Source organism: Streptomyces sp. N50 (assembly GCF_033335955.1).
In the GTDB taxonomy this organism is placed as follows: domain Bacteria; phylum Actinomycetota; class Actinomycetes; order Streptomycetales; family Streptomycetaceae; genus Streptomyces.
This window is the reverse complement of sequence record NZ_CP137549.1, coordinates 1,858,089-1,884,529: the sequence shown is the minus strand read 5'-3', so window position 1 is coordinate 1,884,529 and position 26,441 is coordinate 1,858,089. Positions and strand designations below refer to the sequence as shown.

General features: G+C 70.1%; 30 protein-coding genes. 23 read left to right on the top strand and 7 right to left on the bottom strand.

What is annotated here, in order from left to right:
- Positions 1-21: 21 nt before the first annotated feature.
- The 4 genes from R2B38_RS08085 to R2B38_RS08070 are packed head-to-tail and all read right to left on the bottom strand — an operon-like array spanning position 22 to position 3,622.
- Positions 22-1,032, bottom strand: coding sequence for a COX15/CtaA family protein (locus R2B38_RS08085; protein WP_318015606.1), 1,011 nt, complete (start codon positions 1,030-1,032; stop codon positions 22-24).
- 50 nt (positions 1,033-1,082) lie between these two features.
- Positions 1,083-1,853: an ABC transporter permease gene (locus tag R2B38_RS08080; protein ID WP_318021606.1), complete on the bottom strand. Its 771-nt coding sequence runs from the start codon at positions 1,851-1,853 to the stop codon at positions 1,083-1,085.
- Between the two features lie 2 nt (positions 1,854-1,855).
- Positions 1,856-2,779 (bottom strand): ABC transporter ATP-binding protein, encoded by a 924-nt coding sequence (locus R2B38_RS08075; RefSeq protein WP_318015605.1) that lies wholly within the window; start codon positions 2,777-2,779, stop codon positions 1,856-1,858.
- 30 nt (positions 2,780-2,809) lie between these two features.
- On the bottom strand, positions 2,810-3,622 hold the full coding sequence (locus tag R2B38_RS08070; protein WP_318015604.1) for an AAC(3) family N-acetyltransferase: 813 nt from the start codon (positions 3,620-3,622) through the stop codon (positions 2,810-2,812).
- A gap of 160 nt (positions 3,623-3,782) precedes the next feature.
- Here R2B38_RS08070 and R2B38_RS08065 point away from each other — a divergent pair, with 160 nt between their 5' ends.
- The 9 genes from R2B38_RS08065 (at position 3,783) to R2B38_RS08025 (ending at position 10,856) form a co-directional block, all read left to right on the top strand.
- A complete protein-coding gene (locus R2B38_RS08065; protein ID WP_318015603.1) occupies positions 3,783-4,514 on the top strand; it encodes a metalloregulator ArsR/SmtB family transcription factor in 732 nt (243 codons plus the stop codon).
- Positions 4,511-5,935 carry a Fe-S cluster assembly protein SufB gene (gene sufB / locus R2B38_RS08060; RefSeq protein WP_033283134.1) on the top strand — a complete coding sequence of 475 codons (1,425 nt, stop codon included), beginning with the start codon at positions 4,511-4,513 and terminating at the stop codon, positions 5,933-5,935. The genes R2B38_RS08065 and sufB overlap by 4 nt, the downstream gene beginning before the upstream one ends.
- 126 nt (positions 5,936-6,061) lie before the next feature.
- Positions 6,062-7,243 carry a Fe-S cluster assembly protein SufD gene (gene sufD / locus R2B38_RS08055; protein ID WP_318015602.1) on the top strand — a complete coding sequence of 394 codons (1,182 nt, stop codon included), beginning with the start codon at positions 6,062-6,064 and terminating at the stop codon, positions 7,241-7,243.
- Positions 7,243-7,563, top strand: a complete 321-nt coding sequence (locus tag R2B38_RS08050) for a bifunctional 3-phenylpropionate/cinnamic acid dioxygenase ferredoxin subunit (RefSeq protein WP_318015601.1) — start codon at positions 7,243-7,245, stop codon at positions 7,561-7,563. Before sufD ends, R2B38_RS08050 begins: the two co-directional genes overlap by 1 nt.
- A 7-nt stretch (positions 7,564-7,570) precedes the next feature.
- Complete coding sequence (gene sufC / locus R2B38_RS08045) at positions 7,571-8,338, top strand: Fe-S cluster assembly ATPase SufC (RefSeq protein WP_033283137.1); 768 nt, start codon at positions 7,571-7,573, stop codon at positions 8,336-8,338.
- Positions 8,335-9,591 (top strand): cysteine desulfurase, encoded by a 1,257-nt coding sequence (locus tag R2B38_RS08040; protein ID WP_318015600.1) that lies wholly within the window; start codon positions 8,335-8,337, stop codon positions 9,589-9,591. Before sufC ends, R2B38_RS08040 begins: the two co-directional genes overlap by 4 nt.
- Before the next feature lie 18 nt (positions 9,592-9,609).
- Entirely contained in the window at positions 9,610-10,083 is a 474-nt protein-coding gene (gene sufU, locus R2B38_RS08035; RefSeq protein WP_019060534.1) for a Fe-S cluster assembly sulfur transfer protein SufU, read from the top strand.
- Positions 10,080-10,418 (top strand): metal-sulfur cluster assembly factor, encoded by a 339-nt coding sequence (locus R2B38_RS08030; protein ID WP_019060535.1) that lies wholly within the window; start codon positions 10,080-10,082, stop codon positions 10,416-10,418. Before sufU ends, R2B38_RS08030 begins: the two co-directional genes overlap by 4 nt.
- A gap of 48 nt (positions 10,419-10,466) precedes the next feature.
- Positions 10,467-10,856 carry a VOC family protein gene (locus R2B38_RS08025; RefSeq protein ID WP_318015599.1) on the top strand — a complete coding sequence of 130 codons (390 nt, stop codon included), beginning with the start codon at positions 10,467-10,469 and terminating at the stop codon, positions 10,854-10,856.
- 9 nt (positions 10,857-10,865) lie between these two features.
- On the opposite strand, the gene R2B38_RS08020 is transcribed toward R2B38_RS08025, so the two are convergent.
- Entirely contained in the window at positions 10,866-11,747 is an 882-nt protein-coding gene (locus tag R2B38_RS08020) for an AbfB domain-containing protein (RefSeq protein WP_318015598.1), read from the bottom strand.
- A gap of 170 nt (positions 11,748-11,917) precedes the next feature.
- Between R2B38_RS08020 and R2B38_RS08015 the strand changes: the two genes are divergently transcribed.
- The 7 genes from R2B38_RS08015 (at position 11,918) to R2B38_RS07980 (ending at position 17,873) form a co-directional block, all read left to right on the top strand.
- The gene (locus R2B38_RS08015) at positions 11,918-12,238 is read left to right on the top strand and encodes a multidrug efflux SMR transporter (RefSeq protein WP_318015597.1); all 321 of its coding nucleotides are present in this window, start codon (positions 11,918-11,920) and stop codon (positions 12,236-12,238) included.
- A 45-nt stretch (positions 12,239-12,283) separates the two neighbouring features.
- Positions 12,284-12,835 carry a TetR/AcrR family transcriptional regulator gene (locus R2B38_RS08010; RefSeq protein ID WP_318015596.1) on the top strand — a complete coding sequence of 184 codons (552 nt, stop codon included), beginning with the start codon at positions 12,284-12,286 and terminating at the stop codon, positions 12,833-12,835.
- A gap of 128 nt (positions 12,836-12,963) precedes the next feature.
- A complete protein-coding gene (locus R2B38_RS08005) occupies positions 12,964-13,569 on the top strand; it encodes a sigma-70 family RNA polymerase sigma factor (RefSeq protein ID WP_318015595.1) in 606 nt (201 codons plus the stop codon).
- 2 nt (positions 13,570-13,571) lie between these two features.
- Complete coding sequence (locus tag R2B38_RS08000; RefSeq protein ID WP_318015594.1) at positions 13,572-14,537, top strand: CU044_5270 family protein; 966 nt, start codon at positions 13,572-13,574, stop codon at positions 14,535-14,537.
- A gap of 128 nt (positions 14,538-14,665) precedes the next feature.
- Entirely contained in the window at positions 14,666-15,655 is a 990-nt protein-coding gene (dapD, locus tag R2B38_RS07995; protein ID WP_318015593.1) for a 2,3,4,5-tetrahydropyridine-2,6-dicarboxylate N-succinyltransferase, read from the top strand.
- A gap of 428 nt (positions 15,656-16,083) precedes the next feature.
- On the top strand, positions 16,084-16,641 hold the full coding sequence (locus R2B38_RS07985) for a SigE family RNA polymerase sigma factor (RefSeq protein ID WP_318021605.1): 558 nt from the start codon (positions 16,084-16,086) through the stop codon (positions 16,639-16,641).
- A complete protein-coding gene (locus R2B38_RS07980; protein WP_318015592.1) occupies positions 16,638-17,873 on the top strand; it encodes a WD40 repeat domain-containing protein in 1,236 nt (411 codons plus the stop codon). The genes R2B38_RS07985 and R2B38_RS07980 overlap by 4 nt, the downstream gene beginning before the upstream one ends.
- Before the next feature lie 30 nt (positions 17,874-17,903).
- On the opposite strand, the gene dapA is transcribed toward R2B38_RS07980, so the two are convergent.
- Positions 17,904-18,809, bottom strand: a complete 906-nt coding sequence (gene dapA, locus R2B38_RS07975; protein ID WP_318015591.1) for a 4-hydroxy-tetrahydrodipicolinate synthase — start codon at positions 18,807-18,809, stop codon at positions 17,904-17,906.
- A 209-nt stretch (positions 18,810-19,018) separates the two neighbouring features.
- Between dapA and R2B38_RS07970 the strand changes: the two genes are divergently transcribed.
- The 6 genes from R2B38_RS07970 (at position 19,019) to R2B38_RS07945 (ending at position 22,769) form a co-directional block, all read left to right on the top strand.
- Positions 19,019-19,618, top strand: a complete 600-nt coding sequence (locus tag R2B38_RS07970) for a hypothetical protein (protein WP_318015590.1) — start codon at positions 19,019-19,021, stop codon at positions 19,616-19,618.
- A gap of 107 nt (positions 19,619-19,725) precedes the next feature.
- Complete coding sequence (locus R2B38_RS07965; protein ID WP_318015589.1) at positions 19,726-19,863, top strand: hypothetical protein; 138 nt, start codon at positions 19,726-19,728, stop codon at positions 19,861-19,863.
- The gene (locus R2B38_RS07960; RefSeq protein WP_318015588.1) at positions 19,860-20,537 is read left to right on the top strand and encodes a hypothetical protein; all 678 of its coding nucleotides are present in this window, start codon (positions 19,860-19,862) and stop codon (positions 20,535-20,537) included. The genes R2B38_RS07965 and R2B38_RS07960 overlap by 4 nt, the downstream gene beginning before the upstream one ends.
- A gap of 78 nt (positions 20,538-20,615) precedes the next feature.
- Positions 20,616-21,326, top strand: coding sequence for an antibiotic biosynthesis monooxygenase (locus R2B38_RS07955; RefSeq protein WP_318015587.1), 711 nt, complete (start codon positions 20,616-20,618; stop codon positions 21,324-21,326).
- An 86-nt stretch (positions 21,327-21,412) separates the two neighbouring features.
- Positions 21,413-22,027, top strand: a complete 615-nt coding sequence (locus tag R2B38_RS07950; RefSeq protein WP_318015586.1) for a winged helix-turn-helix domain-containing protein — start codon at positions 21,413-21,415, stop codon at positions 22,025-22,027.
- Between the two features lie 16 nt (positions 22,028-22,043).
- Complete coding sequence (locus R2B38_RS07945; protein ID WP_318015585.1) at positions 22,044-22,769, top strand: SRPBCC domain-containing protein; 726 nt, start codon at positions 22,044-22,046, stop codon at positions 22,767-22,769.
- Positions 22,770-22,833: 64 nt separating this feature from the next.
- Here the strand turns inward: R2B38_RS07945 and R2B38_RS07940 are convergent, their stop codons facing one another.
- Positions 22,834-24,657 (bottom strand): endonuclease/exonuclease/phosphatase family protein, encoded by a 1,824-nt coding sequence (locus R2B38_RS07940; protein ID WP_318015584.1) that lies wholly within the window; start codon positions 24,655-24,657, stop codon positions 22,834-22,836.
- A 323-nt stretch (positions 24,658-24,980) separates the two neighbouring features.
- On the opposite strand from R2B38_RS07940, the gene R2B38_RS07935 reads away from it, so the two are divergent.
- Positions 24,981-26,417, top strand: coding sequence for a hypothetical protein (locus R2B38_RS07935; protein ID WP_318015583.1), 1,437 nt, complete (start codon positions 24,981-24,983; stop codon positions 26,415-26,417).
- Positions 26,418-26,441: the final 24 nt, after the last annotated feature.

Here is a 26,441-nt window from a genome sequence, read left to right as displayed (position 1 = left end):
GAACGTAATACGGGTGATGCCTCACGCGCGCGTGGGCAGCGACTGTTCCACCGACGGGCCCGGCAGGTCGGCCACGACCTCCGGCCGCTCGCGCAGCGAAAGCAGCACCCGCAGCACCCCGATCCACACCAGGCACGAGCCGAGCATGTGGAGGGCGACCAGGGCCTCGGGGAGGTTCGTGAAGTACTGGACGTACCCGATGACGCCCTGGGAGAGCAGGATCAGGAACAGGTCGCGGGTGCGGTCCAGGGGGCCCTTGGGGGCGTCGACCGCCTTGAGGACGAACCACAGGGCGAACGTCAGCGTGACCACGATCCAGGCGAGCACCGCGTGCAGCTTGGCGACCGTCTCCCAGTCGATCGGGATGCGGTCGACCTCCTTGGAGTCGCCCGCGTGCGGACCCGCGCCGGTGACCACCGTGCCGACCGCGATCAGCAGCACGGAGGCGGTGACCAGGAACCACACCAGCTGCTGCACGGCCTTGCCGACCAGTGGCTTCGGCTCCCCGTCGCCCTCCCGGCCGCGCTGCCACATCAGCGTGGCGACCGCGATCAGCGCCGAGGAGAGCAGGAAGTGGGCCGCGACCGTGTACGGGTTGAGGCCGACCAGCACCACGATCCCGCCGAGGATCGCGTTGCTCATCACGATCCAGAACTGCGCCCAGCCCAGCCGGGTGAGCGTGCGGCGGTACGGCTTCTCCGAGCGCGCGGCGATGATCGCCCAGCCGACGGCGGCGCACAGGACGTACGTCAGCATCCGGTTGCCGAACTCGATGGCACCGTGGAAGCCCATCGCGCTGGTCGTCGTCAGCGAGTCGTCCGTGCACTTGGGCCAGGTCGGGCAGCCGAGCCCGGAACCCGTCAGCCGCACGGCACCGCCGGTGACCACGATGACCACCGACATGACGAGCGCGGCGAGAGCCGCCCGCTGAACCGTCCGGGGATCCGGGGTCCAGCGTGCGGCGATGAAGGCGAGGGGGTTGCGCGCGGCGGCTACGACGTCGGCGGGGGTCACGTTGGGCACGGGGACCATCGTAGGGCGCCGCTTGTGCACGCGTTCACGAGGGTCCCCGGAGGCGCCGCTCACTCCCAGCGGAAGAACTTCCCGGCCGCAGCCAGCCCTACGACGGCCCACACGCCCAGGATCCCCAGGTCGCCCCACGGCATCCCGGCTCCGTGCTGCAGCACGTCCCGCAGGCCGTCCGACAGCGCCGAGATCGGCAGCAGCCCGAGCACGTCCTGGACCCCCGACGGGTACTTGTCCATCGGCACGATCACCCCGCCGCCCACGAGCAGCAGCAGGAACACCAGGTTCGCGGCGGCCAGCGTGGCCTCCGCCTTCAGGGTGCCCGCCATCAGCAGGCCGAGGCCCGAGAAGGCCGCCGTGCCGAGGATCAGGAGCAGGAACACCGCGAAGGGGTTGCCGTGCGGGGACCAGCCGAGCGCGAAGGCGATCGCCGTCAGCAGGATGATCTGGAGGATCTCCGTGACGAGCACGGACGCCGTCTTCGCGGTCATCAGCCCCCAGCGGGGCAGCGGGGAGGACGCGAGGCGCTTCAGGACGCCGTAGCGGCGCTCGAAGCCCGTCGCGATGGCCTGGCCCGTGAACGCCGTCGACATCACGGCGAGCGCGAGGATGCCGGGGGTGAGGAAGTCGACGGACTTCCCCTTGCCGGTGTCCACGATGTCCACCGAGCTGAACAGGACCAGCAGGAGAGTCGGGATGACCACCGTGAGGAGGAGCTGCTCGCCGTTCCGCAGGAGCATCTTCGTTTCGAGGGCCGCCTGTGCCGCGATCATGCGGGGGAGCGGGGCCGCCCCGGGCCGCGGGGTGTACGTCCCCGGAACAGTCATCGTCATGAGCGCAGCTCCTTGCCGGTCAGCTCCAGGAAAACGTCCTCCAGGGTGTGCCGTTCGACCGAGATCTTCTCCGGCATCACCCCGTGCTGCGCGCACCAGGAGGTGACCGTGGCGAGCAGTTGCGGGTCCACCTTGCCGCCGACGCGGTAGGAGCCCGGGGTCAGTTCGGCGGCCGTGGAGTCGGCCGGGAGGGCCTTCAGGAGGGAGCCGACGTCGAGGCCGGGGCGGCCGGTGAAGCGGAGCGTGTTCTCGGCGCCGCCGCGGCACAGCTCCTCGGGGGAGCCGTGCGCGATGACCTTGCCCGCGTCGATGATCGCCACGTCGTCGGCCAACTGCTCGGCCTCGTCCATGTGATGGGTCGTGAGGATGACCGAGACACCGTCCGTACGGAGGTCGCGGACCAGGTCCCAGGTCGCGCGGCGGGCCTGGGGGTCGAGGCCGGCCGTCGGCTCGTCCAGGAACACCAGCTCCGGGCGGCCCACGACGGCCATCGCGAGCGCGAGGCGCTGTTGCTGGCCGCCGGACAGGCGCCGGTACGTCGTGCGGCCGCAACTGCCCAGTCCCAGGCGCTCGATGAGCGCGTCCACGTCCAGCGGGTGCGCGTGCAGCTTGGCGATGTGGCGGAGCATCTCGTCGGCGCGGGCGCCCGAGTAGACGCCGCCGGACTGGAGCATCACGCCGATTCTGGGGCGCAGTGCGGCGGACTCGCGGACCGGGTCGAGGCCCAGGACGCGCACCGTGCCGGCGTCCGGCCTCCGGTACCCCTCGCAGGTCTCGACGGTGGTCGTCTTGCCCGCCCCGTTGGGGCCGAGCACGGCGGTGACACCCGCATGGGCCACCAGGTCGAGGCCGTTCACCGCGGTCTTCGTGCCGTACCGCTTCACCAGGGCCTGGACCTGGAGCACGGGCTCGCTTCGCATGGGCCCGAGTCTAGGTAGGCCGGCCTCGCCTCAGAGCGGCGGGTGCTGGATCTCCTCCTCACGGGGGCGGTGCAGGGGCAGCCACCGTTCGGCGTAGGCCACGGCGTCGCCCACCGGGAACAGCCGCACGTCGGCCGCGCCCACCTTGCCGCGGACGACGGGACGGTCCCGTTCGAAGTCGTGGCCCAGTTCGTCGAAGCGGTCGGAGGAGATCGACACCTCGGTGACCGTCTCCCAGCCGTCCGGGCCGGGGCGGCCGACGTCGACGACCGGGGACGGGATGCGGTACTCGGCGAGATGGAAGCTGGTGCAGGTGTCGTAGCCCGCGCCGAGCAGCAGCACGCGCGCGTGCAGGCCCTCCAGCCGGGCCAGCGGGCTCCGCTCGCCGAGCCGGCAGTCCGTGGCGTGGCCGTCCAGGATCTCGGCCGCGTGGGGACCGATCGCCGCGAAGGAGGTCTGCGGGTGCGCGGAGCGCCGGGCGCCGGGCCAGGTGCGCACGGTCTCCGGGACGACGCCCACGCCGCGCGAGGGCGTGACGAGGGGGTCGTAGGACGGCATGGAGGTGCGGATGGTGTCCCACCACTCGCGGGGGACCGGCGGGTTTCCCCAGTGGGCCGGGTCCGAGAGGTCGCCGGTCTGGGTGGGGACGACCAGGGTGCCGTCCGGACCGACGGCGTCGAGGAGTCCCTGGACGAGCGACACGGCGCCTCCGCAGACCCATCCGAGGGAGCTGAGGGAGGTGTGCGCGAGGAGGGTCTCGCCGGGGCGCACGCCCAGCTCGCGCAGTTGTGCGGCGACTGTGTCCCGGGTGACAAGTGGGCCGGTGGGAGGGGGTACGGGCATGGTCGTGGAGTCTCCCGGAAGGGGGTCGAAGGTGCCAGTGGACTGATCGATCAAAGATCGTTTTCGCAGGTCAGATTAGGTATGCCTAAGTGATGCAGCGCACCGTCCATCCGCCGGACGCGGGTTGCCTGCCTCTGAGGAATTACGCAACAATGGCGTTGTGAAAAACGTTGGCGAGGCTCCGCAGGAGGAACTCGCGACCGGTGAGCGGTCCACCCGCAACCGTGTCGCGCGCTCCATCCTGGACCACGGCCCGTCGACCGTGGCCGACCTCGCCGGCCGGCTGGGGCTGACCCAGGCCGCCGTACGCCGTCATCTCGACGCACTCGTCGCCGACGACGTCGTGGAAGCACGTGAGCAGCGGGTCTACGGAGCGCGCACACGCGGACGCCCCGCGAAGGTGTTCGCCCTGACCGACTGCGGCCGGGACGCCTTCGACCAGTCCTACGACAAGCTCGCCGCGGACGCGCTGCGCTGGATCGCCCAGCGCGAGGGCGGGGACGAGGCCGTCGTCGCCTTCGCCCGCGACCGCATGGCCGCCCAGGCCATCGCCTACCGCAAGGTCGTCGAGGCCGCCGCGCCCGAGAACCGCGCGGAAGCCCTGGCCAAGGCCCTGAGCGCGGACGGGTACGCTGCTACGGCGCGTAGCGCACCGGTCGGTGAGCAGCTCTGCCAGCACCACTGCCCGGTCGCCCATGTCGCCGAGCAGTTCCCGCAACTGTGCGAGGCGGAGACCGAGCTCTTCTCCCAGCTGCTCGGCACCCATGTCCAGCGACTGGCCACCATCGCCCACGGCGACGGAGTGTGCACCACGTTCATCCCCAAGATTTCCAAGACCGTTTCCGATTCACCGCACGCATCTGCACGTACCGCCGGGAGGAACCCCGCATGACGCTCCCCATCGAGGAGACCGCCCACCCCGAGCTCGAGGGTCTGGGCACCTACGAATACGGCTGGGCCGACTCCGACGTGGCCGGTGCCTCCGCGAAGCGCGGCATCAACGAGGACGTCGTCCGGGACATCTCCGGCAAGAAGAGCGAGCCGGAGTGGATGACCAAGCTCCGTCTCAAGGGCCTGCGACTGTTCGAGAAGAAGCCCATGCCGAACTGGGGCTCCGACCTCTCCGGCATCGACTTCGACAACATCAAGTACTTCGTGCGCTCCACGGAGAAGCAGGCGGAGTCCTGGGAGGACCTGCCCGAGGACATCAAGAACACGTACGACAAGCTCGGCATCCCCGAGGCGGAGAAGCAGCGCCTCGTCGCCGGTGTCGCCGCGCAGTACGAGTCCGAGGTCGTCTACCACCAGATCCGTGAGGACCTGGAGGAGCAGGGCGTCATCTTCCTCGACACCGACACCGCGCTGAAGGAGCACCCGGAGCTCTTCAAGGAGTACTTCGGCACCGTCATCCCGGTCGGCGACAACAAGTTCGCGTCGCTGAACTCCGCGGTGTGGTCCGGCGGTTCCTTCATCTACGTGCCGAAGGGCGTGCAGGTCGAGATCCCCCTGCAGGCGTACTTCCGGATCAACACGGAGAACATGGGTCAGTTCGAGCGGACCCTGATCATCGTCGACGAGGGTGCCTACGTGCACTACGTCGAGGGCTGTACGGCGCCGATCTACAAGTCGGACTCGCTGCACAGCGCGGTCGTCGAGATCATCGTCAAGAAGAACGCCCGCTGCCGTTACACGACCATCCAGAACTGGTCGAACAACGTCTACAACCTGGTCACCAAGCGCGCCGTCGCCTACGAGGGCGCGACCATGGAGTGGATCGACGGCAACATCGGCTCCAAGGTGACGATGAAGTACCCGGCCGTCTACCTGATGGGCGAGCACGCCAAGGGCGAGACCCTCTCCATCGCCTTCGCGGGCGAGGGCCAGCACCAGGACGCCGGCTCCAAGATGGTCCACATGGCGCCGAACACGTCGTCGAACATCGTCTCCAAGTCGGTGGCGCGCGGCGGCGGTCGTACGTCCTACCGCGGTCTCGTCGAGATCGGCGAGGGCGCCCACGGCTCCAAGTCGAACGTGCTCTGTGACGCGCTGCTCGTCGACACGATCTCCCGCTCGGACACGTACCCGTACGTGGACGTCCGCGAGGACGACGTGTCCATGGGCCACGAGGCGACCGTCTCCAAGGTCTCCGAGGACCAGCTCTTCTACCTGATGAGCCGCGGTCTGACCGAGTTCGAGGCGATGGCGATGATCGTGCGCGGCTTCGTCGAGCCGATCGCCAAGGAGCTGCCGATGGAGTACGCCCTCGAACTCAACCGGCTGATCGAGCTGCAGATGGAAGGCTCTGTCGGTTAACACCGGCCTTCGGTGACACCGGCCTTCGGTGACACCGGCCTTCGGTGACACCGGCCTTCGGTGACACCGGCCTTCCGTACAGCAGCAAGCGAATTCTGACGCAGGAAAGAGAGCAGACCGACAGCCATGGCTGAGGCTCAGAGCATTCCGGTGGGGTCAACCACCGCCGGCGCGGTGGCAGTTGCCGCCGAGTCGACCGTCGCCACGCGCATGAGCGCGCCCCCGTCCTTCGACGTGGCGGACTTCCCGGTCCCCCACGGCCGCGAGGAGGAGTGGCGGTTCACCCCGCTGGAGCGCCTCCGCGGGCTGCACGACGGCACCGCGGTCGCCACCGGCGACGGCGTGAAGGTCGCCATCGGGACCCCCGAGGGGGTCACCGTGGAGACCGTCGGCCGTGACGACGCGCGGCTCGGCAAGGCCGGCACCCCGGTGGACCGTGTGGCCGCGCAGGCCTACTCGTCCTTCGAGAAGGCCTCGGTCGTGACCGTCCCCAAGGAGACGGTCCTGACCGAGCCGATCCGCATCGTCGTGCACGGCGAGGGCGGCGTCGCCTACGGCCACCAGGTCGTCGAGCTCGGAGCCTTCGCCGAGGCCGTCGTCGTCATCGACCACACCGGTGACGCGGTCCTCGCCGCCAACGTCGACTACATCGTCGGCGACGGCGCCAAGCTCACCGTCGTCTCCGTCCAGGACTGGGACGACAAGGCCGTGCACGTCGGCCAGCACAACGCCCTGATCGGCCGGGACGCCACGTTCAAGTCGTTCGTCGTCACCTTCGGCGGCGACCTCGTACGACTGCACCCGCGCGTGGCCTACGCCGGACCCGGCGGCGAGGCCGAGCTGTTCGGCCTGTACTTCACGGACGCCGGCCAGCACCAGGAGCACCGCCTCCTGGTCGACCACAACGTCCCGCACTGCAAGTCCAACGCCATCTACAAGGGCGCGCTGCAGGGCGAGGGTGCCCACGCGGTGTGGATCGGTGACGTGCTCATCGAGGCCACGGCCGAGGGCACCGACACGTACGAGATGAACCGCAACCTCGTGCTGACCGACGGCGCCCGCGTCGACTCCGTGCCGAACCTGGAGATCGAGACCGGCGAGATCGTCGGCGCCGGACACGCCTCCGCGACCGGCCGCTTCGACGACGAGCAGCTCTTCTACCTGATGGCCCGCGGCATCCCGGCCGACGACGCCCGCCGCCTGGTCGTCCGCGGCTTCTTCGCCGAACTCGTCCAGCAGATCGGTGTCGCCGACATCCAGGAGCGGCTGCTGGAGAAGATCGACGCGGAGCTGGAGGCGTCGGTCTGATGTCGGCCTTCCTGCGCGCCTGCGGGCTGAGCGAGCTGGAGGAGGACACCCCGAAGCGGGTGGAACTCGACGGCACGCCGGTCTCGGTCGTGAAGACCGAGGGGGAGGTGTTCGCGATCAACGACATCTGCTCGCACGCGAACGTCTCGCTCTCCGAGGGCGAGGTGGAGGACTGCCAGATCGAGTGCTGGCTGCACGGCTCCGCGTTCGACCTGCGCACCGGCAAGCCGTCCGGCCTTCCCGCCACGCGCCCCGTACCCGTTTACCCCGTAAAGATCGAAGGGGACGACGTGCTCGTCTCCCTCACCCAGGAGTCCTGAGGAACCCATGGCAACGCTTGAAATCCACGACCTGCACGTCACCGTCGAGGCCGACAACGCCACGAAGGAGATCCTCAAGGGCGTCGACCTCACCGTGAAGCAGGGCGAGACCCACGCCATCATGGGCCCGAACGGCTCCGGCAAGTCGACCCTCGCCTACTCGCTCGCGGGCCACCCGAAGTACACGATCACCGGCGGCACCGTCACCCTCGACGGCGAGGACGTCCTGGAGATGTCCGTCGACGAGCGCGCCCGCGCCGGCCTGTTCCTCGCGATGCAGTACCCGGTCGAGGTCCCCGGTGTGTCCGTCTCGAACTTCCTCCGTACGTCCGCCACCGCCGTCCGCGGCGAGGCCCCCAAGCTGCGTACGTGGGTGAAGGAGGTCAAGGAGACCATGGAGCGCCTCTCCATGGACCCCTCCTTCGCCGAGCGCAACGTCAACGAGGGCTTCTCCGGCGGTGAGAAGAAGCGCCACGAGATCCTTCAGCTGGAGCTGCTCAAGCCGAAGATCGCGATCCTCGACGAGACCGACTCCGGCCTGGACGTCGACGCCCTGCGCGTCGTCTCCGAGGGCGTCAACCGCGTCCGCGAGACCGGTGAGGTCGGCACCCTGCTGATCACGCACTACACGCGCATCCTGCGCTACATCAAGCCCGACTTCGTGCACGTCTTCTCCGGCGGCAAGATCGTCGAGTCCGGCGGCGCCGAGCTCGCCGACAAGCTGGAGAACGAGGGCTACGAGGCCTACACCACGAAGGGTGGCGTATCCGCGTGACACAGTTGCCGGGCCTCCTCGACACCGAGGCGCTCCGCAAGGACTTCCCCATCCTGGACCGCACGGTTCACGACGGTAAGAAGCTCGTGTACCTGGACAACGCGGCGACCTCGCAGAAGCCGCGCCAGGTGCTCGACGCCCTGAACGAGTACTACGAGCGCTACAACGCCAACGTCCACCGCGGTGTGCATGTGCTCGCCGAGGAGGCCACGGCGCTGTACGAGGGCGCGCGCGACAAGGTCGCGACGTTCATCAACGCGCCCAGCCGCGACGAGGTGATCTTCACCAAGAACGCCTCCGAGTCGCTCAACCTCGTGGCGAACATGCTGGGTTGGGCCGACGAGCCCTACCGCGTGGACCACGAGACCGAGATCGTCATCACGGAGATGGAGCACCACTCCAACATCGTGCCGTGGCAGCTGCTCTCGCAGCGCACGGGCGCGAAGCTGAAGTGGTTCGGCCTCACCGACGACGGCCGCCTCGACCTCTCGAACATCGACGAGATCATCACGGAGAAGACGAAGATCGTCTCCTTCGTCCTGGTGTCGAACATCCTCGGCACGGTCAACCCGGTCGAGAAGATCGTGCGCCGCGCGCAGGAGGTCGGGGCCCTGGTCCTGATCGACGCCTCGCAGGCCGCGCCGCACATGCCGCTGGACGTACAGGCCCTCCAGGCCGACTTCGTGGCCTTCACCGGCCACAAGATGTGCGGCCCGACGGGCATCGGCGTCCTCTGGGGCCGCCAGGAGCTGCTCGAAGACCTCCCCCCGTTCCTGGGCGGCGGCGAGATGATCGAGACCGTGTCGATGCACTCGTCGACGTACGCTCCCGCGCCGCACAAGTTCGAGGCGGGCACCCCTCCGATCGCCCAGGCGGTCGGTCTCGGTGCGGCCATCGACTACCTGTCGGCGATCGGCATGGACAAGATCCTCGCCCATGAGCACGCGCTGACCGAGTACGCGGTGAAGCGCCTGCTGGACGTCCCCGACCTGAAGATCATCGGCCCCACCACGGCCGAGGACCGGGGCGCGGCGATCTCGTTCACGCTGGGCGACATCCACCCGCACGACGTGGGCCAGGTGCTGGACGAGGAAGGCATCGCGGTCCGGGTCGGACACCACTGCGCCCGACCGGTCTGCCTGCGCTACGGAATTCCTGCGACCACGCGAGCGTCGTTCTATCTGTACTCCACGCCGGCCGAGATCGACGCGTTGGTCGACGGCTTGGAGCACGTACGGAACTTCTTCGGCTGAGGGACGTGAACTGAGACCGTGAAGCTGGATTCGATGTACCAGGAAGTCATCCTGGACCACTACAAGCACCCGCACGGCCGGGGCTTGCGGGATGGCGACGCCGAGGTGCACCACGTCAACCCGACGTGCGGCGACGAGATCACGCTGCGCGTGAAGTACGACGGCGAGCAGATCACGGACATCTCCTACGAGGGCCAGGGCTGCTCGATCAGCCAGGCCTCGGCCTCCGTACTGAACGACCTCCTCGTCGGCAAGGAGCTGTCCGAGGCGCAGAAGATCCAGGAGACCTTCCTGGAGCTGATGCAGTCCAAGGGCCGGATCGAGCCCGACGACGCGATGGAGGAGGTACTGGAGGACGCGATCGCGTTCGCCGGTGTCTCCAAGTACCCGGCACGGGTGAAGTGCGCCCTCCTCAGCTGGATGGCGTGGAAGGACGCGACGGCCCAGGCCCTGGGCGGAGCCGACTCCGACGCGGAAAGGAAGACGGCATGAGTGACACCGAGACCATGGAGATCAAGCCCGCCTCCGAGGAGGAGGTCCGCGAGGCCCTCCTCGACGTGGTCGACCCCGAACTGGGCATCGACGTCGTCAACCTCGGGCTGATCTACGGCGTCCACATCGACGACGCCAACATCGCCACCATCGACATGACCCTGACGTCGGCGGCCTGCCCGCTGACCGACGTCATCGAGGACCAGGCCAAGTCCGCGACGGACGGCCTCGTCAACGAACTCCGCATCAACTGGGTGTGGATGCCGCCGTGGGGCCCGGACAAGATCACGGACGACGGCCGGGATCAGCTGCGGGCGCTGGGGTTCAACGTCTGAGAACGTCTGAGTCTGCTGACTCACCGGAAACGGCCATACCTTTGGGGTATGGCCGTTTCTTTGCATCATGTCGTCGTCGACGCGCACGATCTGCCGGGGCTGGCCCGCTTCTGGTGCGGGGTGCTGGACTGGCGGGTGCTGTCCGAGAAGGAACGCGAAGTCGTCATCGGGCCAGGGGAGTTGGCGGAGACCGGCATCTGCTTCATGCCGGTGAGCGAGCCGAAGACCGTCAAGAACCGGCTGCACTTCGACCTCGCCCCCGACGACCAGGAGGCCGAGGTCGAGCGCATCCTTGCGCTGGGCGCGCGGCGGGTCGATGTCGGGCAGGGCGAGGCCGTGGGCTGGGTGGTCCTCGCCGACCCCGAGGGGAACGAGTTCTGCGTACTGCGGCCCAAGGCCTCGCTCATCGCCTTTCGCGACGCGCCTCGTCTTCCCTGATGCCTCCGCCTAGTCCAGCCCCGCCACCAGCCGGAACGCCGAGTCCGACCGGTACAGGGTGCTGTCCTGGTAGCGGTCCAGCCTCAGTTGGAAGTTCTGGTGGCGGAGGAAGCGGCCCGGGTAGTTGACCGACTCCAGCATCACCGCGCCGGAGTAGGGGGACGGGCGGGGGCAGAACGTGGCGTCCTGTTTGAAGAGGGGGGAGCCGTCGTTGCGTTCCGCGCGGAGGATGAAGTTGCGGTGGCGGAGATAGCTGCCGTTGGCCGTCGTGAAGGAGTAACAGGAGCTGTTCGCAAGGCCCTTGACCACTTTGAAGGTGGAAGCGCTGCGGGCCGAGGCGGAGTTGGCCGGGTTGAGCTTGACGAAGTCGCCGCTCACCTGCCAGTAGCGGTCCGGGTAGTTGACCGAGCGGACCGACTTCCAGGCGGTGGAGGACGAGGACCCCGACGAGCCCGATGAGCCCGAGGATCCGGATGAACTCCCGTGGGACGACGTCGACTTGGACGGGGACGGCGCCTTCGCGGAGGGCGTCGAGCCGTGTCCCGCGGCGGCGGTCGACGTGGTGGTGCCGGGCGTCTTCGCCGAGCCCGAGCCCGAGCTCGACGTGTGCTCGCCGGGCGTCGGCGTGCCCTGCTTCGACGGGGACGCGTACGAGAGCAGGCCGGGGCCGTCCGCACCGGCCGACGTGGTCGGGTCCGCCTTCTTCGTGCGTGACGTGTCGTCGGTCTGCTTGTCCGTCACGACGATCGCCGTGACGCACACGACGATCGTGGTGACGGCGAGCGCCCCGGCCAGATAGAGCCGGCGGGTTCCGGGGGCCCGTGAGGTGTCTGGGGTCCAGCCGTTCTCCCAAGGGGAGTTGGGGGAGGGCGGGGGTGAACTGTCTGGCATGCGCTGTTCCTCCAGCGGCGCCCATGGCGACGGCCGTGACCGTGAAAGCCAGGTGTGTGAACGGTGAAACAGTAGTGGAGCGAGGGGAGTGTGAGCAGCCGTTTCAGTGAGCGGTTTCTACGAGATTCCGTCGCGTACATTCCGAGATCCCGTTATGTACACTCGTACACATGGGATTCCTGATGCTCCTCACGGCGATCGCCGCGGAGGTGGGCGGCACCACCGCCATGAAGTTCAGCCACGGCTTCAGCCGGCTGTGGCCGTCGGTCCTCACGGTCCTCGGATACGTGCTCTCCTTCGCGCTGCTCGCGCAGACGCTGAAGTCCATGTCGGTCGGTACGGCCTACGCGATCTGGGCGGGCCTCGGCACCGCCGCCATCGTGGGGATCGGGACGGTGTTCCTCGGCGAGGGCATGACCCTCGCGAAGGCCGCCGGCATCGCGCTGATCATCGTCGGGGTCGTGGTCCTCAACCTGGGCGGCGCGCACTGATGGCCAAGGGAGGCATGCACTGATGGCCCGGGGAGGCATGTACTGATGGCCCGGCGCTACGACCCCGAGCGGCGGCAGCGGATCATCGACGCGGCGATCCGGGTGGTCGGGGAGAAGGGCATCGCGGGACTGAGCCACCGTTCCGTCGCCGCCGAGGCCGATGTCCCGCTCGGCTCGACGACGTACCACTTCACGACCCTCGACGAGCTGATGGTCGCCGCCCTGCGCCAGGCCAACGAGGCCTTCGCCAAGGTGATCGCCTCGCGGGGCGGGCTGGAGGACCCGCGGACCGACCTGGCCGGGGAACTCGCCGGCTGGATGGGGGAGTGGCTCGCGGGCGACCGCACGGGCGTCGAGCTGGAGTACGAGCTGTACCTCGCCGCCCTGCGCCGCCCCGCCCTGCGCCCCGTCGCCGACGAGTGGGCCCGCGACCTCGCCGACCAACTCGCCCGCCGCACCGACCCGGTGACCGCGCGGGCGCTCGTCGCGCTGATCGACGGGATCTGTCTTCAGGTGCTGTTGACGGGCGCGCCGTATGACGAGGCGTATGCGCGGGAGGTGTTGGGGCGGGTGATTCCGCGGCCCGTGAAGGACTGAAGCGCTTTCCCGCAGCCCCCTCGCGAACTCTCCGGCTCCGTGAACTCTTCGGCCCCCACCGGGTAACAGGAGCCGACACGACGGCATGTCGACGCCGTCGACGCCACTGACGAATCGGGGGAAACCTGGTGAGCGGACCACCGCCGGGCGCGGCCCGTGACGGCGACGACGCGGAGGTCGTCGCCCGGTCCTTGGAGCAGCCGGAGGCGTTCGCCCTGCTCTACGACCGGTACGCGGCGGACATCCACCGGTACGCGGCACGGCGGTTGGGCGACGGCGCGGCCGACGACATCACCGCCGACACGTTCCTCACGGCGTTCCGTATCCGCTCGCGCTACGACCTGACGCGGGCCAACGCGCGCCCCTGGCTCTACGGCATCGCGGGCAACCTCATCGGCAAGCAGCGCCGTACCGAGGTGCGGGCGCTCAAGGCGCTGGCCCGCACCGGGCGTGACCCCGTCGCCGCGTCCTGGGGTGACTCCTGGGTGGAGGAGGCGGACAGCCGGATCGCCGCACAGGGACCGCTCGCCGGTGCCCTCGCCGCACTGTCGGCCGGTGACCGGAACGTGCTGCTGCTCGTCGCCTGGGCCGATCTCACCTATCAGGAGGTCGCCGAGGCGCTGGACATCCCGGTCGGCACGGTCCGTTCCCGGCTCAACAGGGCTCGGCGCAAGGTGCGTTCGGCACTGGGCGCCGATCCCGCATTCGTGCACGACGCGGCGGAGGTGGCGTAGCGATGGACGAGATGACGCGGGTGCGCGAGCTGCGTGCCGGAGCGCCGGTGCCCGACCGCGGACGCCTCGCGCCCGGTCGTACGCGGCTGACCGAGGCGGCACGGGCCGGGGGACGGCACCAAGTGCTGTGGCGGCGACGGGAGTTCGTGATCGTCGCCGTCGTGGCGGCGGTCACCGCGGTGGCCGTCACCGTGACCGTACTGCTGGGCGGTACCGCGCCCGGCAGCCGCAAGGTGGAGCCCGCGCGCCCGCCCGGCGTGAGCCTGAAGGGCCTGAGCGCGTCCCAACTCCTGGAGCGGGCGGCCGACTTGGTCGAGACCGAGCCGGACGTGACCGTACCGAGGGCCGATCAGTGGATCTACACCCTCCAGGTGTCGGAGGCGTCCGCGGCGGCGGTGACCGAGATGCCGAGCTGGATCCGCTACGACGGCACCGCGGCGGCGTCCGAGGACATCGCGCCCAAGGGGCAGCGCCCCCAACTCATCGTCACCCCGATGCACTTGGAGAACGGCGGGGAGGGCGACGACCGTTCGCCGCGCGAGATGTACCGGGTCCTGAAGGCGCTGCCCGCCGGCGGTGAACAGACCCTGGAGTTCCTCCGGCACCAGAACGCCATCGCCGACCGGAAGGGGCAGACCCGGGCGGACGCGGACTACACCGAGATCAGTGTTCTGCTGGGCGCCCATCTGATGACGTCCAAGGGGCTGGCCTCGCTCTACCGCGCCCTCGCGACCCTGCCCGGCGGCCAGGTCACCGACCACCTGGTGAAGGACGCGACGGGACGCCGGGTGATCGCCCTGACCTATGTCAGGAGCGGCACCCTCAAGTCCGGGGAGGCGGATCAGTGGCTGTTCGATCCGCAGACGTACCGGATGGTCGGGACGCGGATGCTCCTGGACGACAAGGCCGTCGGCGGTGGCTCGACCGCGGCGTGGGCGGTGGTGGACAAGGCCGGCGAACGCGGCTGAGCCGGCCCACTGCTGCCGTACGCGGTACGGCCCCCCTGCTGCCGTACCGCGAGCCCGTGCGTGTCGTTCCCTGAGACGCCCCGTGCACGAGTTGGTCCCGGCCGCCCCCGCCAGGTTAGGTTTCCCTCATGACCGACACGACCGCACCTCGCACCACCGGCGCCGTTGCCGCCGGCCTCGCCACCGTCGCCGCCGACGGGACCGTACTCGACACCTGGTTCCCCGCGCCCGAACTGTCCGCCGACCCCGGGCCCGCCGGTACGGAGAGCCTGTCCGCCGAGCGCGCCGTGGAACTGCTCGGTGAGGGTGCGGCCAAGGCGATCGGTCCTGACGTCCGCCGGGGCGTCGAGGTCATCGCGGTCCGCACGGTCATCGCCTCCCTCGACGACAAGCCGCTCGACGCGCACGACGTGTACCTGCGCCTGCACCTCCTCTCGCACCGCCTGGTCAAGCCGCACGGCCAGAGCCTGGACGGCATGTTCGGCTTCCTCGCCAACGTCGCCTGGACCTCGCTCGGCCCGGTCGCCGTGGACGAGGTCGAGAAGGTGCGGCTGAACGCGCGCGCCGAGGGCCTGCACCTCCAGGTGACGTCGATCGACAAGTTCCCGCGCATGACGGACTACGTCGCCCCGAAGGGCGTCCGCATCGCCGACGCCGACCGGGTCCGCCTCGGCGCGCACCTCGCCGAGGGCACGACCGTCATGCACGAGGGCTTCGTCAACTTCAACGCCGGCACGCTCGGCACGTCGATGGTCGAGGGCCGGATCTCCGCCGGTGTCGTGGTCGGCGACGGCTCGGACATCGGCGGCGGCGCGTCCACGATGGGCACGCTGTCCGGCGGCGGCAACGTCCGCATCACCATCGGCGAGCGCTGCCTGGTCGGCGCCGAGGCGGGCGTCGGGATCGCGCTCGGCGACGAGTGCGTCGTAGAGGCCGGCCTCTACGTCACGGCCGGCACCCGCGTCACGATGCCCGACGGCCAGATCGTCAAGGCCCGCGAACTCTCCGGCGCCTCCAACATCCTCTTCCGCCGCAACTCGGTCACCGGCACGGTCGAGGCCCGCCCGAACAACGCGGTCTGGGGCGGCCTGAACGAGATCCTGCACAGCCACAACTAGCGGTTCGGGTATGCGGGTTGAGCGCCTTCCCAATCACCGGGAGGGCGCTCTCCCATGTGGGCCTCATGCCCGCACGGCCGCCGCGAACTCCGCAAGCGCCGTGAAGTCCCCCTCGCGCAGGCCGAGTCGGGGGTTCACGTGGTGCAGCAGGGCGGGGCCGGGGTGGTGGGCGGTCGGGCACGGTGACCCGGATGGTCGTGTAGCCCTCGGGGCGGCGTTCCGGCTGGGCGGCGTACGGGTTGAGGGGGCCGTCGACGTCGAGGAACAGCAGGGGGCGGCGGCTCATGTGGTCACCGTAGGGGAGTGGCTGGGCGAGGCGGATGAAATTTTCTCGCGGCGGCAGGCATAGCGGGGGATGTCCGCACGCGTCACAGGAGACACAGGGGGCGGGGCATCGTGTGCCGTCGGGGAAGTGAGTGAAGGTGACGATGGATGCCGAAGGGCTGGAAGGTTTCCGGGACTTCGTGGACAACAGGTCGTCGGCTCTGCTGAGGACCGCCGTGCTGCTCAGCGGGGGAGACCGGTACGCCGGTGAGGATCTGCTGCAGACCGCGCTGGCCAAGGCGGCCGGGCGCTGGGAGCGGATCGACGAACCCGAGGCGTACGTACGGCAGATCCTCTACCGGCAGCAGGTCAGCCGGTGGCGGCTGAAGTGGCGAAGACGCGAACTGACCGTCGCCGAACCGCCGGAGACCGGTGCGGACACGGACGCCTCGTCCGCCGCCGAGCTGCGCGTCGTGATGCGCGAGGCACTGTCCCGGCTCACCGCCCGCCAGCGCACCGTCCTCGTGCTGCGCTACTTCGAGGACCTGCCGGAGGCCGACGTCGCCCGGCTGCTGGGCTGTTCCGTCGGCACGGTGCGGTCCACCACCCACCGTTCCCTGGCCCGACTGCGCGTCCTCGCTCCGGAGTTGGCCGCCCTGGGCCCGGCCGACGCCGAGCTCGGGTCCTCCCGTGACCACTCGCCCGTGGAGGTGCGCCCGTGAACGTCGACGATCTCCTGCGCGACGCGTTGCGCGAACAGGCCGCCGAACAGCCCCCGGCGGGACCGGGGTTCGCCGACTGGGTGCTCGCCGTACGGCGCCGCCGCCGTACCCGACAGCTCGTGGCCGCCGTCGTCGCGACGGTCGCCGTGGTCGCCGTGGCGGTGGGCGTGCCGCGGCTCTACTCGGGGAAGAGCGACGTCCGTCCGTCGGGTGTCGTGGACCGCGGGAACACGAGCGCCCACCCGGGCCAGTCGCCGCCGAGCGAGCTGATCGCCGCCGGGAGGACGGCACTTGCCGCCTATTACATCCCGACCAAGGTCACGGTGTCGGCCAGGGAGTCCGTCTCCGAGCGCACCTACTGGCTGTTCGACCGGAAGACCGGCACCTATGTGAAGGCCCCCAAGTGGTCGGTCGTCACCGTCGCCCCGGGCATGAAGACCGCCGCCGTCCTGGAACGGACCCTGCCCGCCTCCCGGATCGGCCTCCTCGACCTGGCCACCGGCGAGGTGAAGCGGTGGATCCAGGTCAGTCACAAGGTCGGCGGCCTGTCGTTCTCGGACGACGGCCAAAAGCTGGTCGCGACGACCTACACCCACAACCCCGACGCGGAGTTCCATCCGGCGGACCCCAACGTCGGGGAGCCCGACGTACCGTCGAGCCGCACCGGTTTCTACGTCCTCGACGTGGCCTCCGGCAAGGGCTCCTGGGCCGGGGTCACGGTCGGCGGCCAGCGGGCGGACGGCCTGACCACCCTCGTCAACTACCGCCAGGACTTCGCCCTCACCCGCGACGGCAGGTACGTCTGGGCCGGCCTCCCCTCCGACGAGGTGAACAAGCTGTTCTACGACTTCACGGGCGCCGAGGTCCCCGCACCGCAGGACGGCAGCAAGTACCTGGTCTGGTTCGTCGACGCGGGGCTGTCCCCGGACGGCAAGCACGTCGCCGGAGACTTCGCGGGGCACATGTGGAGCACCTCGTCGTACGTCACCGACTCCGCCACCGGTGAGCAGAGCGAGGTCCGGGGGCAGCAACTGCTCGCCTGGGCCGACGACAAGTCGCTCATCGCCTGGGACATCGGGAAGGGGGATTCGGGGGCGGGGAAGAGCGAGTTCCACGCGCGGCTCGTGCTGGTCACCCTCGGCAGCGACAAGGAAGTACCGCTGAGCGGCTTCCTGGGGGGCAGCACGGACGTCAGCGCCGGACGGTGGAAGCCGGTCTTCGCCCAACGCTGAGGGAATGGGGCCGACTTGGCCCCGGTCCCGTCATACGGCGACGAATTCCTCGTACGCCGCCCGCAGTCCGTCGGCCGCATCCCGGCCGGCGGGCCGCAGCGGGGCCCGGACCGGACCCCCGGGCAGGCCGAGCGAGTTGAGCAGCGCCTTGACCGTCACCGTGCCGGGCAGTCCCGCCGCCATCATCAACTCGATGAGCGGCGTGGCACGTTGTTGGAGGCGGGCGGACACGGGGGTGTCGCCCGCCTCGAACGCGTCCAGGATCGCCCGGAGTTGGGCCGGGACGACGTTCGCGACGGTACTCACATAGCCGGCCCCGCCCACCGCGTACAGCGCGAGGATGTGCTCGTCGCACCCCGCGTAGTACGCCAACTCGGTCCGGTCCAGCACCTTTTGGGCGCCGAGGAAGTCGTAGGAGCAGTCCTTGACCGCGACGATCCGGGGGTGCTCGGCGAGCCGGATCATCGTCTCCGGTTCGATACGGGTGCCGGTGCGGCCCGGGATGTCGTAGAGCACGAGAGGCAGCCCCGAGGCGTCGGCGACCTCGCGGAAGTGCGCCTCCAGGGCGTCCTGCGGGGGCCTGCTGTAGTACGGCGAGACCACCAACACCCCGTCCGCGCCCGCCTTTTCGGCCTGGAGGGCGAGTTCCACGGTGTGCCGGGTGTCGAAGGTGCCGATGCCCGAGACGAGGGGGACCCGGTCACCCACGGCCTCGCGGACGGCCGTGATGAGCGCCGCCTTCTCCCCGTCCGTCGTGGTCGGCGACTCCCCGGTCGTCCCGGACAGCACGAGCCCGTCACACCCCTGTGACACCAGCCGCTCGGCGAGGAGTTGGGCACCGGGGAGGTCGAGTTCCCCGGCCTCGGTGAAGGGGGTGACCATCGCGCACAGGGCGCGACCGAAAGGGGGCGGGACGGAGGTCGCGGCGTTCGTCATGGGAGTAGTCTCGGCAGAGCGACAGTGAAGCTCCACTTAATTCTTCTACTTGGTATCGGTAAGGGATGCTGCGCAATGGTGGGCGACATCGAGCGGATCGACCTGGGCGAAGTACCGTACGAGGCGGAGGTCAGGGACGCGGTGGCGAAGGAGTCGGGGACGGCGTGAGAGGGAGCGGCGACACCGGGGATTCCGCACGGCGGAGTGGCTTGAAGGGGCGCGCCGGAGACTCCCCGCGCCACCGCGACGACAACGTCCAGCTGGCGCGTTTCACCGGCCGTGTGCTGGTGGTCTGCCCCCGCTGCGGCGGCCGCGCGGTCGTGGTCCCGCGACCCGGTCTGCCCGCGCCCAGGTATGCCACGGAACTGCTGTACCAGCCACGCCGGTTGGCGTGCGGCGGGTGCGGGGCCGTCGCCGAGTGGGTGGCCGCGATGCGGGACAACGCGCTGGTCGGCGTGGCACCGGGCGGCACCGAGGACCCCTTCTTCCGTCGGCCCCTCTGGCTGCAGACCCGGTGCGTCGGTCACATCCTGTGGGCCTACGACGAGGCGCACGTCGACGCCCTCGCGGCTTACGTGGGCGCGCGGTTGCGCGAGCGGGGCGGGCTGTCGCCGACCAGGGCGATGATCGCGCGGCTGCCTGCCTGGATGAAGACCTCCGAGCACCGCGCCGAGATCCTGGCCGGCCTGGAGACCCTGCGCGGCCTGGCCGGGCGCTCGGCCCCCGCCGACCGCTCCGACGCCGCCCACGAACACGGCGACAGCCCTCGGCCGTACAGGAGCCTGTACTTCCGGGGCGGCCCGTACTGAGGCCCAAGGCCCAAGGCCCTATGTCCAATTGGCCCCCTCATGGGTCACCATGGCCAGGAAGGTCACCGACGTGGGAAGTTGATCCACCCCTGGTCACGGGAGGCGTCATGAAGCTCGGCAAGGCACTGGCCACCGGAGTCGCCGAGGAGCGGCCGCAGATCCACGAGGAAGAACTCGAACTCCCCGAGACGGCCGCGGAGTTCGCCGAGGAGAAGGCACCCGAAGAGGTTCCGGTCGCCCGATGAGGCTGCGGCTCCCCGAGGAACGTCCGACGGAGCCGCCGACCGGATTCAAGATCGCCCACCCGGTGCTGTCCCAGGACGGCACCCGGGCCGGGTTCACCGGTGTGTCGCTGGGCGGCGCGCTGCCGTACGGAGTCCTGGCCGACGCGTCCTGCGTCTACGGCCGACGGCACCGTTCGCCCGCGCGGCTCTGCGACTGCGGCTTCCACTGTGTGCACGAACGGGCAGCCGCGGAGGCCCTGTTGTGCACCGCCGAGCACCGCGCGGCGGTCCTCCTCGACATCACCGTGCTCGGCACCTACATCCGCTTCGAACTCGGCTTCCGCTACGCCCGCCAGCGCGTCCGCACCGCCACCGTGGGCCCCTGCGCCTGCGGTGCCCGGGCCGTCGCGCTCGCCGACGCCGGTTGGGGCAGGCCCGGTTGGCGCGCCCTGGCCGCCGCCTGCGCGGGCTGCGTCCGCGGTCGTACGTCCGTCTCGCTCGCCGGGTTCGCCCGGCTGGCTGGGGACGGGCTGCGGGTGGTGGCGGGCGGTGACCTCGTGGAGACCGTCGACCCCGGACTTCCCGAAGGGCTCGGCGTGCCCGAACTCGTGGCGGAGGCGGCCCTGTTGCAGGCCCGGCTCGACTGGTTCCAGAGCCGGTTGGCGCAGTTGGAGGAGGGTGGGGCGCAGAAGTAGGGCGGGCCTTGACCTCAAGTTCGGTCGAGGTTGAAGGCTGGTCGGTACACACACCCGTACCGATCACCGGAGGCCCGCATGACCGCCACCCGCCGGACCGACTCCCACCCCGACCTCGCGGACCCCCGCGTCGGCGCCCCCTTCTTCAGCACCTGGCGGGTAGGAACCCCGCTGCGCCAACGGCAGTCCGTCGAGGCGATCGCGGCTGCCTGGGAGCGTCGTCCCTGGCCCGCCGACGACCTCCTCGGCTACCACGTCTACACCGGCCACGACGCCTCCACCCTGCTGCACTACTCACAGTGGACGAGCGAGCCGGCGTACGAGACCTTCGTCAAGACCCACCGCCAGGAGCGCGTCGACGAGATCGACACCGCCGTACCGCGCATCGAGCGCCTCGGCCTCGGCCGCTACCGCCACTACCGCAGCGGCGGACCGGCCGACCGGGGCGGCCGTATCCCCGGTTGCGTCGTGATCGTGGACATCGAGTTCGAGGGCCCCGATCCCGACCGCCAACACGCCTGGGTGGACGCCGTGTTCGAGGCTCTGGCGAACGAACCCGCACCCCACCCCGGCGGCATCTCCGCCCACTTCCACCCCTCCACCGACGGCACCCGCGTCCTCAACTACGCCGAGTGGGACAGCGCCCAGTCCCACCTGGACGCCCTCGCTGCCCCCGGCGACGGCATCGGCTCCGCCACCGCACCCTGGCAACGCGTCCAGACCTGGCCGGGCCTGAAGAGCACCACGGTCAGCCGCTACGACCACGCGCTCGGCCTCGTACCCGGCTGACTCGTCCCCGGCGCCCAGGCGTCCCGGTCGTCGCCGACAATCCCACCCGCCTGGACAAAAAAAGTGTTCGGTGAGACGGTGGACGCATGCTGGACGTCACCGTGATCGAGGACCCCGAGGCCGCAGCCGTCTCGCTGGACCCCATAAGGGCCCGGCTGCTCGCCGAACTGGCGGCCGGACCCGCGTCGGCCACCATGCTGGCCGGCAAGGTCGGACTGCCCCGGCAGAAGGTGAACTACCACCTCAAGGCGCTGGAGCGGCACGGCCTGGTCGAGCTGGACGGCGAGCGGCGCAAGGGCAATGTCACCGAGCGGGTGATGCGGGCGACCGCCGCGTCGTACGTCATCTCGCCGCTCGCGCTCGCCGCCGTGCAGCCGGACCCGGACCGGTTCCGCGACCAGCTCTCCGCGCGCTGGCTGCTGGCGCTCGGCGCCCGCCTGGTGCGGGACGTCGGTTCGCTGATCACCGGCGCGACCAAGGCGCACAAGCGGCTCGCGACCTACGCGCTGGACGGCGAGGTGCGCTTCGCGTCCGCCGCCGACCGGGCCGCGTTCATCCAGGAGTTGACCGCCGGGGTGAGCGCCCTCATCCGCAAATATGACGCGGGGGAGGCCGAGGAGGGCCGCGACCACCGGATCGTCGTCGCCGTCCACCCCACGGTGAAGGAACAGCCGCACCCCGTACCGGAGTTGGACCAGTAGGACTCAGGAGTAAGCCATGTCCAAGGAATTCGAGATCGTCTACGAGTTTGAGGTCGACGCCACTCCGGAGGAGGTGTGGGCGGCCGTCACCGACGGCACCGGCGGCTGGCTGTGGCCGATGGAGTACGACGGCGAGAACCGCGTCGGGCCCTTCGGGTCCACCCTCACGAACTTCGACCCGCCGCACCGGCTCACCGCCCGCACCGAGGACGTCGGTTTCCCGACCCAGAGCCTCAACCAGATCGACGAGACCATCGAGCCCCGCGACGGCGGCCGGCGCGCCTGGGTGCGGTACGTGCACAGCGGCATCTTCACCGACGACTGGGACAACCAGTACGACGGCGCGAGCAAGCACAACGCGTTCTACCTGCACACCCTGCGGGAGTACGTCACCCACTTCGCGGGCCGGGCCGTCGCCTTCGCCACGCTCAACGGACCCGATGCCTCAATCGCCCCCGACGCGCTGGAAGTTGCCGCCCGGGCGCTCGGCCTCGCGGACGACACCGCCGAGGGGGCGAGGGTGCGGGCGCGCGGGCCCGAGGGCCAACTCCTGGACGCCGTACTGGACTTCCGCGACCCGTACTTCATCGGACTGCGCACCGACAGCGCGCTGATCCGCTTCTTCGGGCGCAACCAGTGGGGCGCCCCGGTCGGCGTCAGCGTCCACGACTTCGCGCCGGGCGCCGACGCCAAGGCGAACGAACTCGCCTGGCAGAACTGGCTGGACGGGGTCTTCGCCTGACCTGGTGCAAGTCGGCGAGACCCCGTCCACCCCCCCGTGAGCCCCCCGTGGCTCCCCGCAGGTGCTACGGCTGGAAGCGCAGCACCTGCGGGTCGTGGTCGCTGATCTGGTCGTTGAACTCCGAGTTGATGTGGACGCTGTCGTACTCGAAGCAGTCCTTGCGGACCGACGGGCTGATCAGGATCTGGTCCAGGACCTGCTCGTTGCCCTGGTAGTCGTACGTGTAACGCTCGTTCTTCGGCAGGGACTTGATCGCCGAGTACAGCTCGCCCTTGCCTTCGAGGATCTTCGCGGTGTCGGAGAACTCGAAGTCGTTCATGTCGCCGAGCGCGATGACGTCCGCGTCCTTCTGCGCGGCGAGGATCTCCTTGACGAAGGCGTTGACGGCCGTCGCCTGCGCGTGGCGCTGGGTCTCCGAGCTGCGGGTGACCGGCTGGTACTGCGCGGTCAGGGGCTGGTCGCCGCCCTTGGAGATCAGGTGGTTGGCGATCACGAAGACCGTCTTGCCCTTGAAGACGAACTCGCCCGCGAGCGGCTTGCGGCTCGCGCTCCAGGCCGCGTTGGCGGGGTCGATTCGGCCCGGGGACGCGGTGAGTTGCGCCTTGCCGTGCACCTTGGTGACACCGACGGCCGTCGTCGAGTCGCCGCCCGCGCGGTCGGTGAAGGAGACCCGCTCCGGGTTGAACAGGAACACCTGGCGGATGTTGCCGCCGGGCTCGCCGCCGTCCTGGTCGTTGACCGGGTTGATCGAGCGCCAGTCGTACTTCGGGCCGCCCGCCGCGACGATCGCGTCGATCAGCTTGTTGACCGTGACGCTAGCGTCGACCGTGCCGTCGTCCGTCGCACCGTTGTTGTCCTGGATCTCCTCCAGGGACACGATGTCGGGGGACTGCAGGTTGTTCACGATCGCCGAGGCGTGCGCGGCGAAGGTGCCGTCCGACGGGTCGAGGTTCTCGACGTTGTACGTCGCCACCGCGAGCTGGCTCTTCGACTGCTTCTTCGTCGTCTCGCGCTTGAGGCCGGCGCTCTTCACGGCGCCGATCTCGTTCGCGACGAGGGTGTAGCCGCCGTACTGGTTGAAGTCCAGCGGGCCGTCCGTGGTGCCGGTCAGCTTGTCGCCGACGTTGACGACCGGGAAGTCCGCCGTCGCGCCCAGGGACTGGATCTGGAGGCGGCCGCCGTTCTGCGAGTCGTAGGAGCCGTAGACCGTGCCGCCGCGCTTGGTGGCGTTCTCGTGCGGCTTCACCGTGACCCACAGCTCCGCGTACGGGTCGGTCGCGGTGACCACGCGGGCGTTCGAGACCTGGACGTTCATGCCCTCAAGGGACTCGTAGTAGTCCAGGGCGTACTTCTTCGGCTGCAGCGTCAGCGCGTTGACCGAGTTGCTCGCGGCGGTGTCGCCGGCCGGGGTGTACCGGCTCGGCACGGAGCGGTCGCTGATCACCGTGGCGGCCGGTACGGCGTTGCCGCTGGAGACGACGGTGACCGTCGGCTTGGTGATCTCGGTCAGCGACTGGTTGCCCGTGGAGGCACCGCCCGGGACGTACTCGGAGACCGTGCCGGAGACGGTGACCGAGTCGCCGACGGCGACCTTCGGCGTGGAGCTGGTGAAGACGAAGACGCCCTCGCTCGTGGCCGGGTTGTCGTCCGGGGTCGCGTCCTGGAACCAGAACCCCTTGGACGAGCCGTACGTACGGACGCCCGTGACGATGCCCGGTACGTCCGCGACCTTCTGGCCGGCGTACGGGGACACCCGGGTCGTGCCCTGGATGTCATGGATGCGCACGCCGTCGGCGTGGGCGGGCGAGGTGAGAACGACCGTGGACGCCATGGAGCAGACGGCGGCGACGGTCAGCGCGGCAAGGCGCGCGGAGGACTTGCTCGGCAACGGGATCCCTCCGGGGACATGCATGAGTGCCGGGACGAGGGTGATGGAACAGGTGACAACAGGTGATACGGCGGTGGGAGCCGCGAACCGGTGGGGCGGTGGCGACGCGCGTAGACATTACCTGGACCGGGTGTCCATGACATTTCTACGCGCGTCAATCTCATTGCGGGGCCGCCCAGTTGTCAAGGTTTCAGCCATGTACTCCTCGTGGCCGGAACATGAACCGGGCGGCATGGGTCGAAATCCGTCTAGGCTGAGCGGCTGAGTCGTGTGTCGTGTACGGCCGTCGTACGGCCTTCGAGGCGCCCTAGGAGAACCCACCGATGTCAGACAGCTCCCCCTTGCCGCCGGTGCGGCTGCACTCCGAAGCGGAGCTGGCGCGCGACGCGCTGTCCACCCCCCTGCTCGCCCGGGCCGCACGGCTCGCCCGCTGGGCCGGCCCCGACACCCGGATCGACGCCGGTGGCAGCCTCGTCGACGAGCAGCTGCCCGCCGCGGCCGAGCTCCTCGGACTCACCGGCGACGACGCCGCGGCCGACGCCAGCGAGGCCTGGCGGGTCGCCGTGGACACCGGGCTCGTCGAGGTCGTCGACGAGGAGGAGGGCACCGTGACGGCGGGCGAGGAGCTCGCGCTGCTCACCTCCGGCTCGCCCGGCGACGTGCTCACGGTGTGGCTCGGCGCCCTCGACACCCTCCTCGCGGACGCGAGCGTGCCCGATCTGGACGGTCTTGTCGACGCCATGGACGACGGCGGCGAGGTCGATTTCTCGTCACTCGACTGGGACCCCGAGGCGGAGGCCGAGTTCCTCGACGGCGTCCTCGGAAATCTGTACCTGCTGACCGTCAACGAGGAGGGACCCGGCGACAACCCCGTCCCGCTGCCCGCGCTGGCCGCCTCGATGATCGTGCCCAGCGACATGGGCGAGCCCACCAACGACGTCCTGGAGCAGGTCTCCGACGCGATGATGCGCCTCGACGACCAGTTCCGGCTCCTCGAACCGGTCGGCATCGTCGAGTACCAGCCCGTCGACGAGGCCCTGATGGCCGACCCCGACGAGCCGGCGGACGGCCCCTCCGCGTCCGTCGACGAGACCGACGTCACCCGCTACGGCATGGTGCGCCTCACCCCCCTCGGCCTCTACGGCCTGCGCGCCCGCCTCCTCGAAGCAGGCTTCGCCGCCCCCGCCGTAGGAGATCTCGCGGACAAGGGCGCGGACGCGCTGCTGGACGGGACGTCCGGGTTCCCGCAGCGGGCGGCGCAGGCCGAGATCGAGCAGTGGCTGGCCGGGCGTGAACCCCTCGACGCGGCACGGGAGTTGCTGTCGGCCGCCCGCGGCGGGGACGCCGGTGCGCCCCTGCGCCGGCTGCTCTGCCAGCAGGCGCTCTCGCTCGTCGGCGCGGAGGCCGAGCCCGCACTGCGCGCGGTGCTGGACGACCCCGAACTGGGCGGCCTCGCCCGGGTCTGGCTCAGCGAACGCGGCGCGAGCGACGTCCCCGCGCCCTCCGAGGACCTGGTGTTCTGGCTGACCGTCGACACGGTCGCCGCGCAGCTCGCCGCGGAGGGCAACTCCGAGGAGCTGCAGGCCCTGGTCGAGGGCCTGGCCCAGCAGCACAACGGATTCTTCGCGGCGGCCTGGCGGGTCGACCACCCGGCGACCGCGGACGTCCTGGAGGCGATGGGCCGGCTGCACCCGGACAAGCGGATCGCGAAGGAAGCCAGGAAGGCGGCCTTCAAGGCGCGTTCCCAGCAAGGGAGTTGACCCGATCCACCCGGCGGGACTTTT

Coding starts and splice junctions, on each gene's coding strand:
- R2B38_RS08030 (WP_019060535.1), top strand. CDS start 10,080: ATGAGTGACACCGAGACCATGGAGATCAAGCCCGCCTCCGAGGAGGAG.
- R2B38_RS07935 (WP_318015583.1), top strand. CDS start 24,981: ATGTCAGACAGCTCCCCCTTGCCGCCGGTGCGGCTGCACTCCGAAGCG.
- R2B38_RS07960 (WP_318015588.1), top strand. CDS start 19,860: ATGAGGCTGCGGCTCCCCGAGGAACGTCCGACGGAGCCGCCGACCGGA.
- R2B38_RS07985 (WP_318021605.1), top strand. CDS start 16,084: ATGGATGCCGAAGGGCTGGAAGGTTTCCGGGACTTCGTGGACAACAGG.
- R2B38_RS08085 (WP_318015606.1), bottom strand. CDS start 1,032: ATGGTCCCCGTGCCCAACGTGACCCCCGCCGACGTCGTAGCCGCCGCG.
- R2B38_RS07965 (WP_318015589.1), top strand. CDS start 19,726: ATGAAGCTCGGCAAGGCACTGGCCACCGGAGTCGCCGAGGAGCGGCCG.
- sufC (WP_033283137.1), top strand. CDS start 7,571: ATGGCAACGCTTGAAATCCACGACCTGCACGTCACCGTCGAGGCCGAC.
- sufB (WP_033283134.1), top strand. CDS start 4,511: ATGACGCTCCCCATCGAGGAGACCGCCCACCCCGAGCTCGAGGGTCTG.
- R2B38_RS08015 (WP_318015597.1), top strand. CDS start 11,918: ATGGGATTCCTGATGCTCCTCACGGCGATCGCCGCGGAGGTGGGCGGC.
- R2B38_RS08025 (WP_318015599.1), top strand. CDS start 10,467: ATGGCCGTTTCTTTGCATCATGTCGTCGTCGACGCGCACGATCTGCCG.
- R2B38_RS08010 (WP_318015596.1), top strand. CDS start 12,284: ATGGCCCGGCGCTACGACCCCGAGCGGCGGCAGCGGATCATCGACGCG.
- R2B38_RS08075 (WP_318015605.1), bottom strand. CDS start 2,779: ATGCGAAGCGAGCCCGTGCTCCAGGTCCAGGCCCTGGTGAAGCGGTAC.
- dapA (WP_318015591.1), bottom strand. CDS start 18,809: ATGACGAACGCCGCGACCTCCGTCCCGCCCCCTTTCGGTCGCGCCCTG.
- R2B38_RS08000 (WP_318015594.1), top strand. CDS start 13,572: ATGGACGAGATGACGCGGGTGCGCGAGCTGCGTGCCGGAGCGCCGGTG.
- R2B38_RS08070 (WP_318015604.1), bottom strand. CDS start 3,622: ATGCCCGTACCCCCTCCCACCGGCCCACTTGTCACCCGGGACACAGTC.
- R2B38_RS07950 (WP_318015586.1), top strand. CDS start 21,413: ATGCTGGACGTCACCGTGATCGAGGACCCCGAGGCCGCAGCCGTCTCG.
- R2B38_RS08020 (WP_318015598.1), bottom strand. CDS start 11,747: ATGCCAGACAGTTCACCCCCGCCCTCCCCCAACTCCCCTTGGGAGAAC.
- dapD (WP_318015593.1), top strand. CDS start 14,666: ATGACCGACACGACCGCACCTCGCACCACCGGCGCCGTTGCCGCCGGC.
- R2B38_RS07955 (WP_318015587.1), top strand. CDS start 20,616: ATGACCGCCACCCGCCGGACCGACTCCCACCCCGACCTCGCGGACCCC.
- R2B38_RS08050 (WP_318015601.1), top strand. CDS start 7,243: ATGTCGGCCTTCCTGCGCGCCTGCGGGCTGAGCGAGCTGGAGGAGGAC.
- sufD (WP_318015602.1), top strand. CDS start 6,062: ATGGCTGAGGCTCAGAGCATTCCGGTGGGGTCAACCACCGCCGGCGCG.
- R2B38_RS07945 (WP_318015585.1), top strand. CDS start 22,044: ATGTCCAAGGAATTCGAGATCGTCTACGAGTTTGAGGTCGACGCCACT.
- R2B38_RS08080 (WP_318021606.1), bottom strand. CDS start 1,853: ATGACTGTTCCGGGGACGTACACCCCGCGGCCCGGGGCGGCCCCGCTC.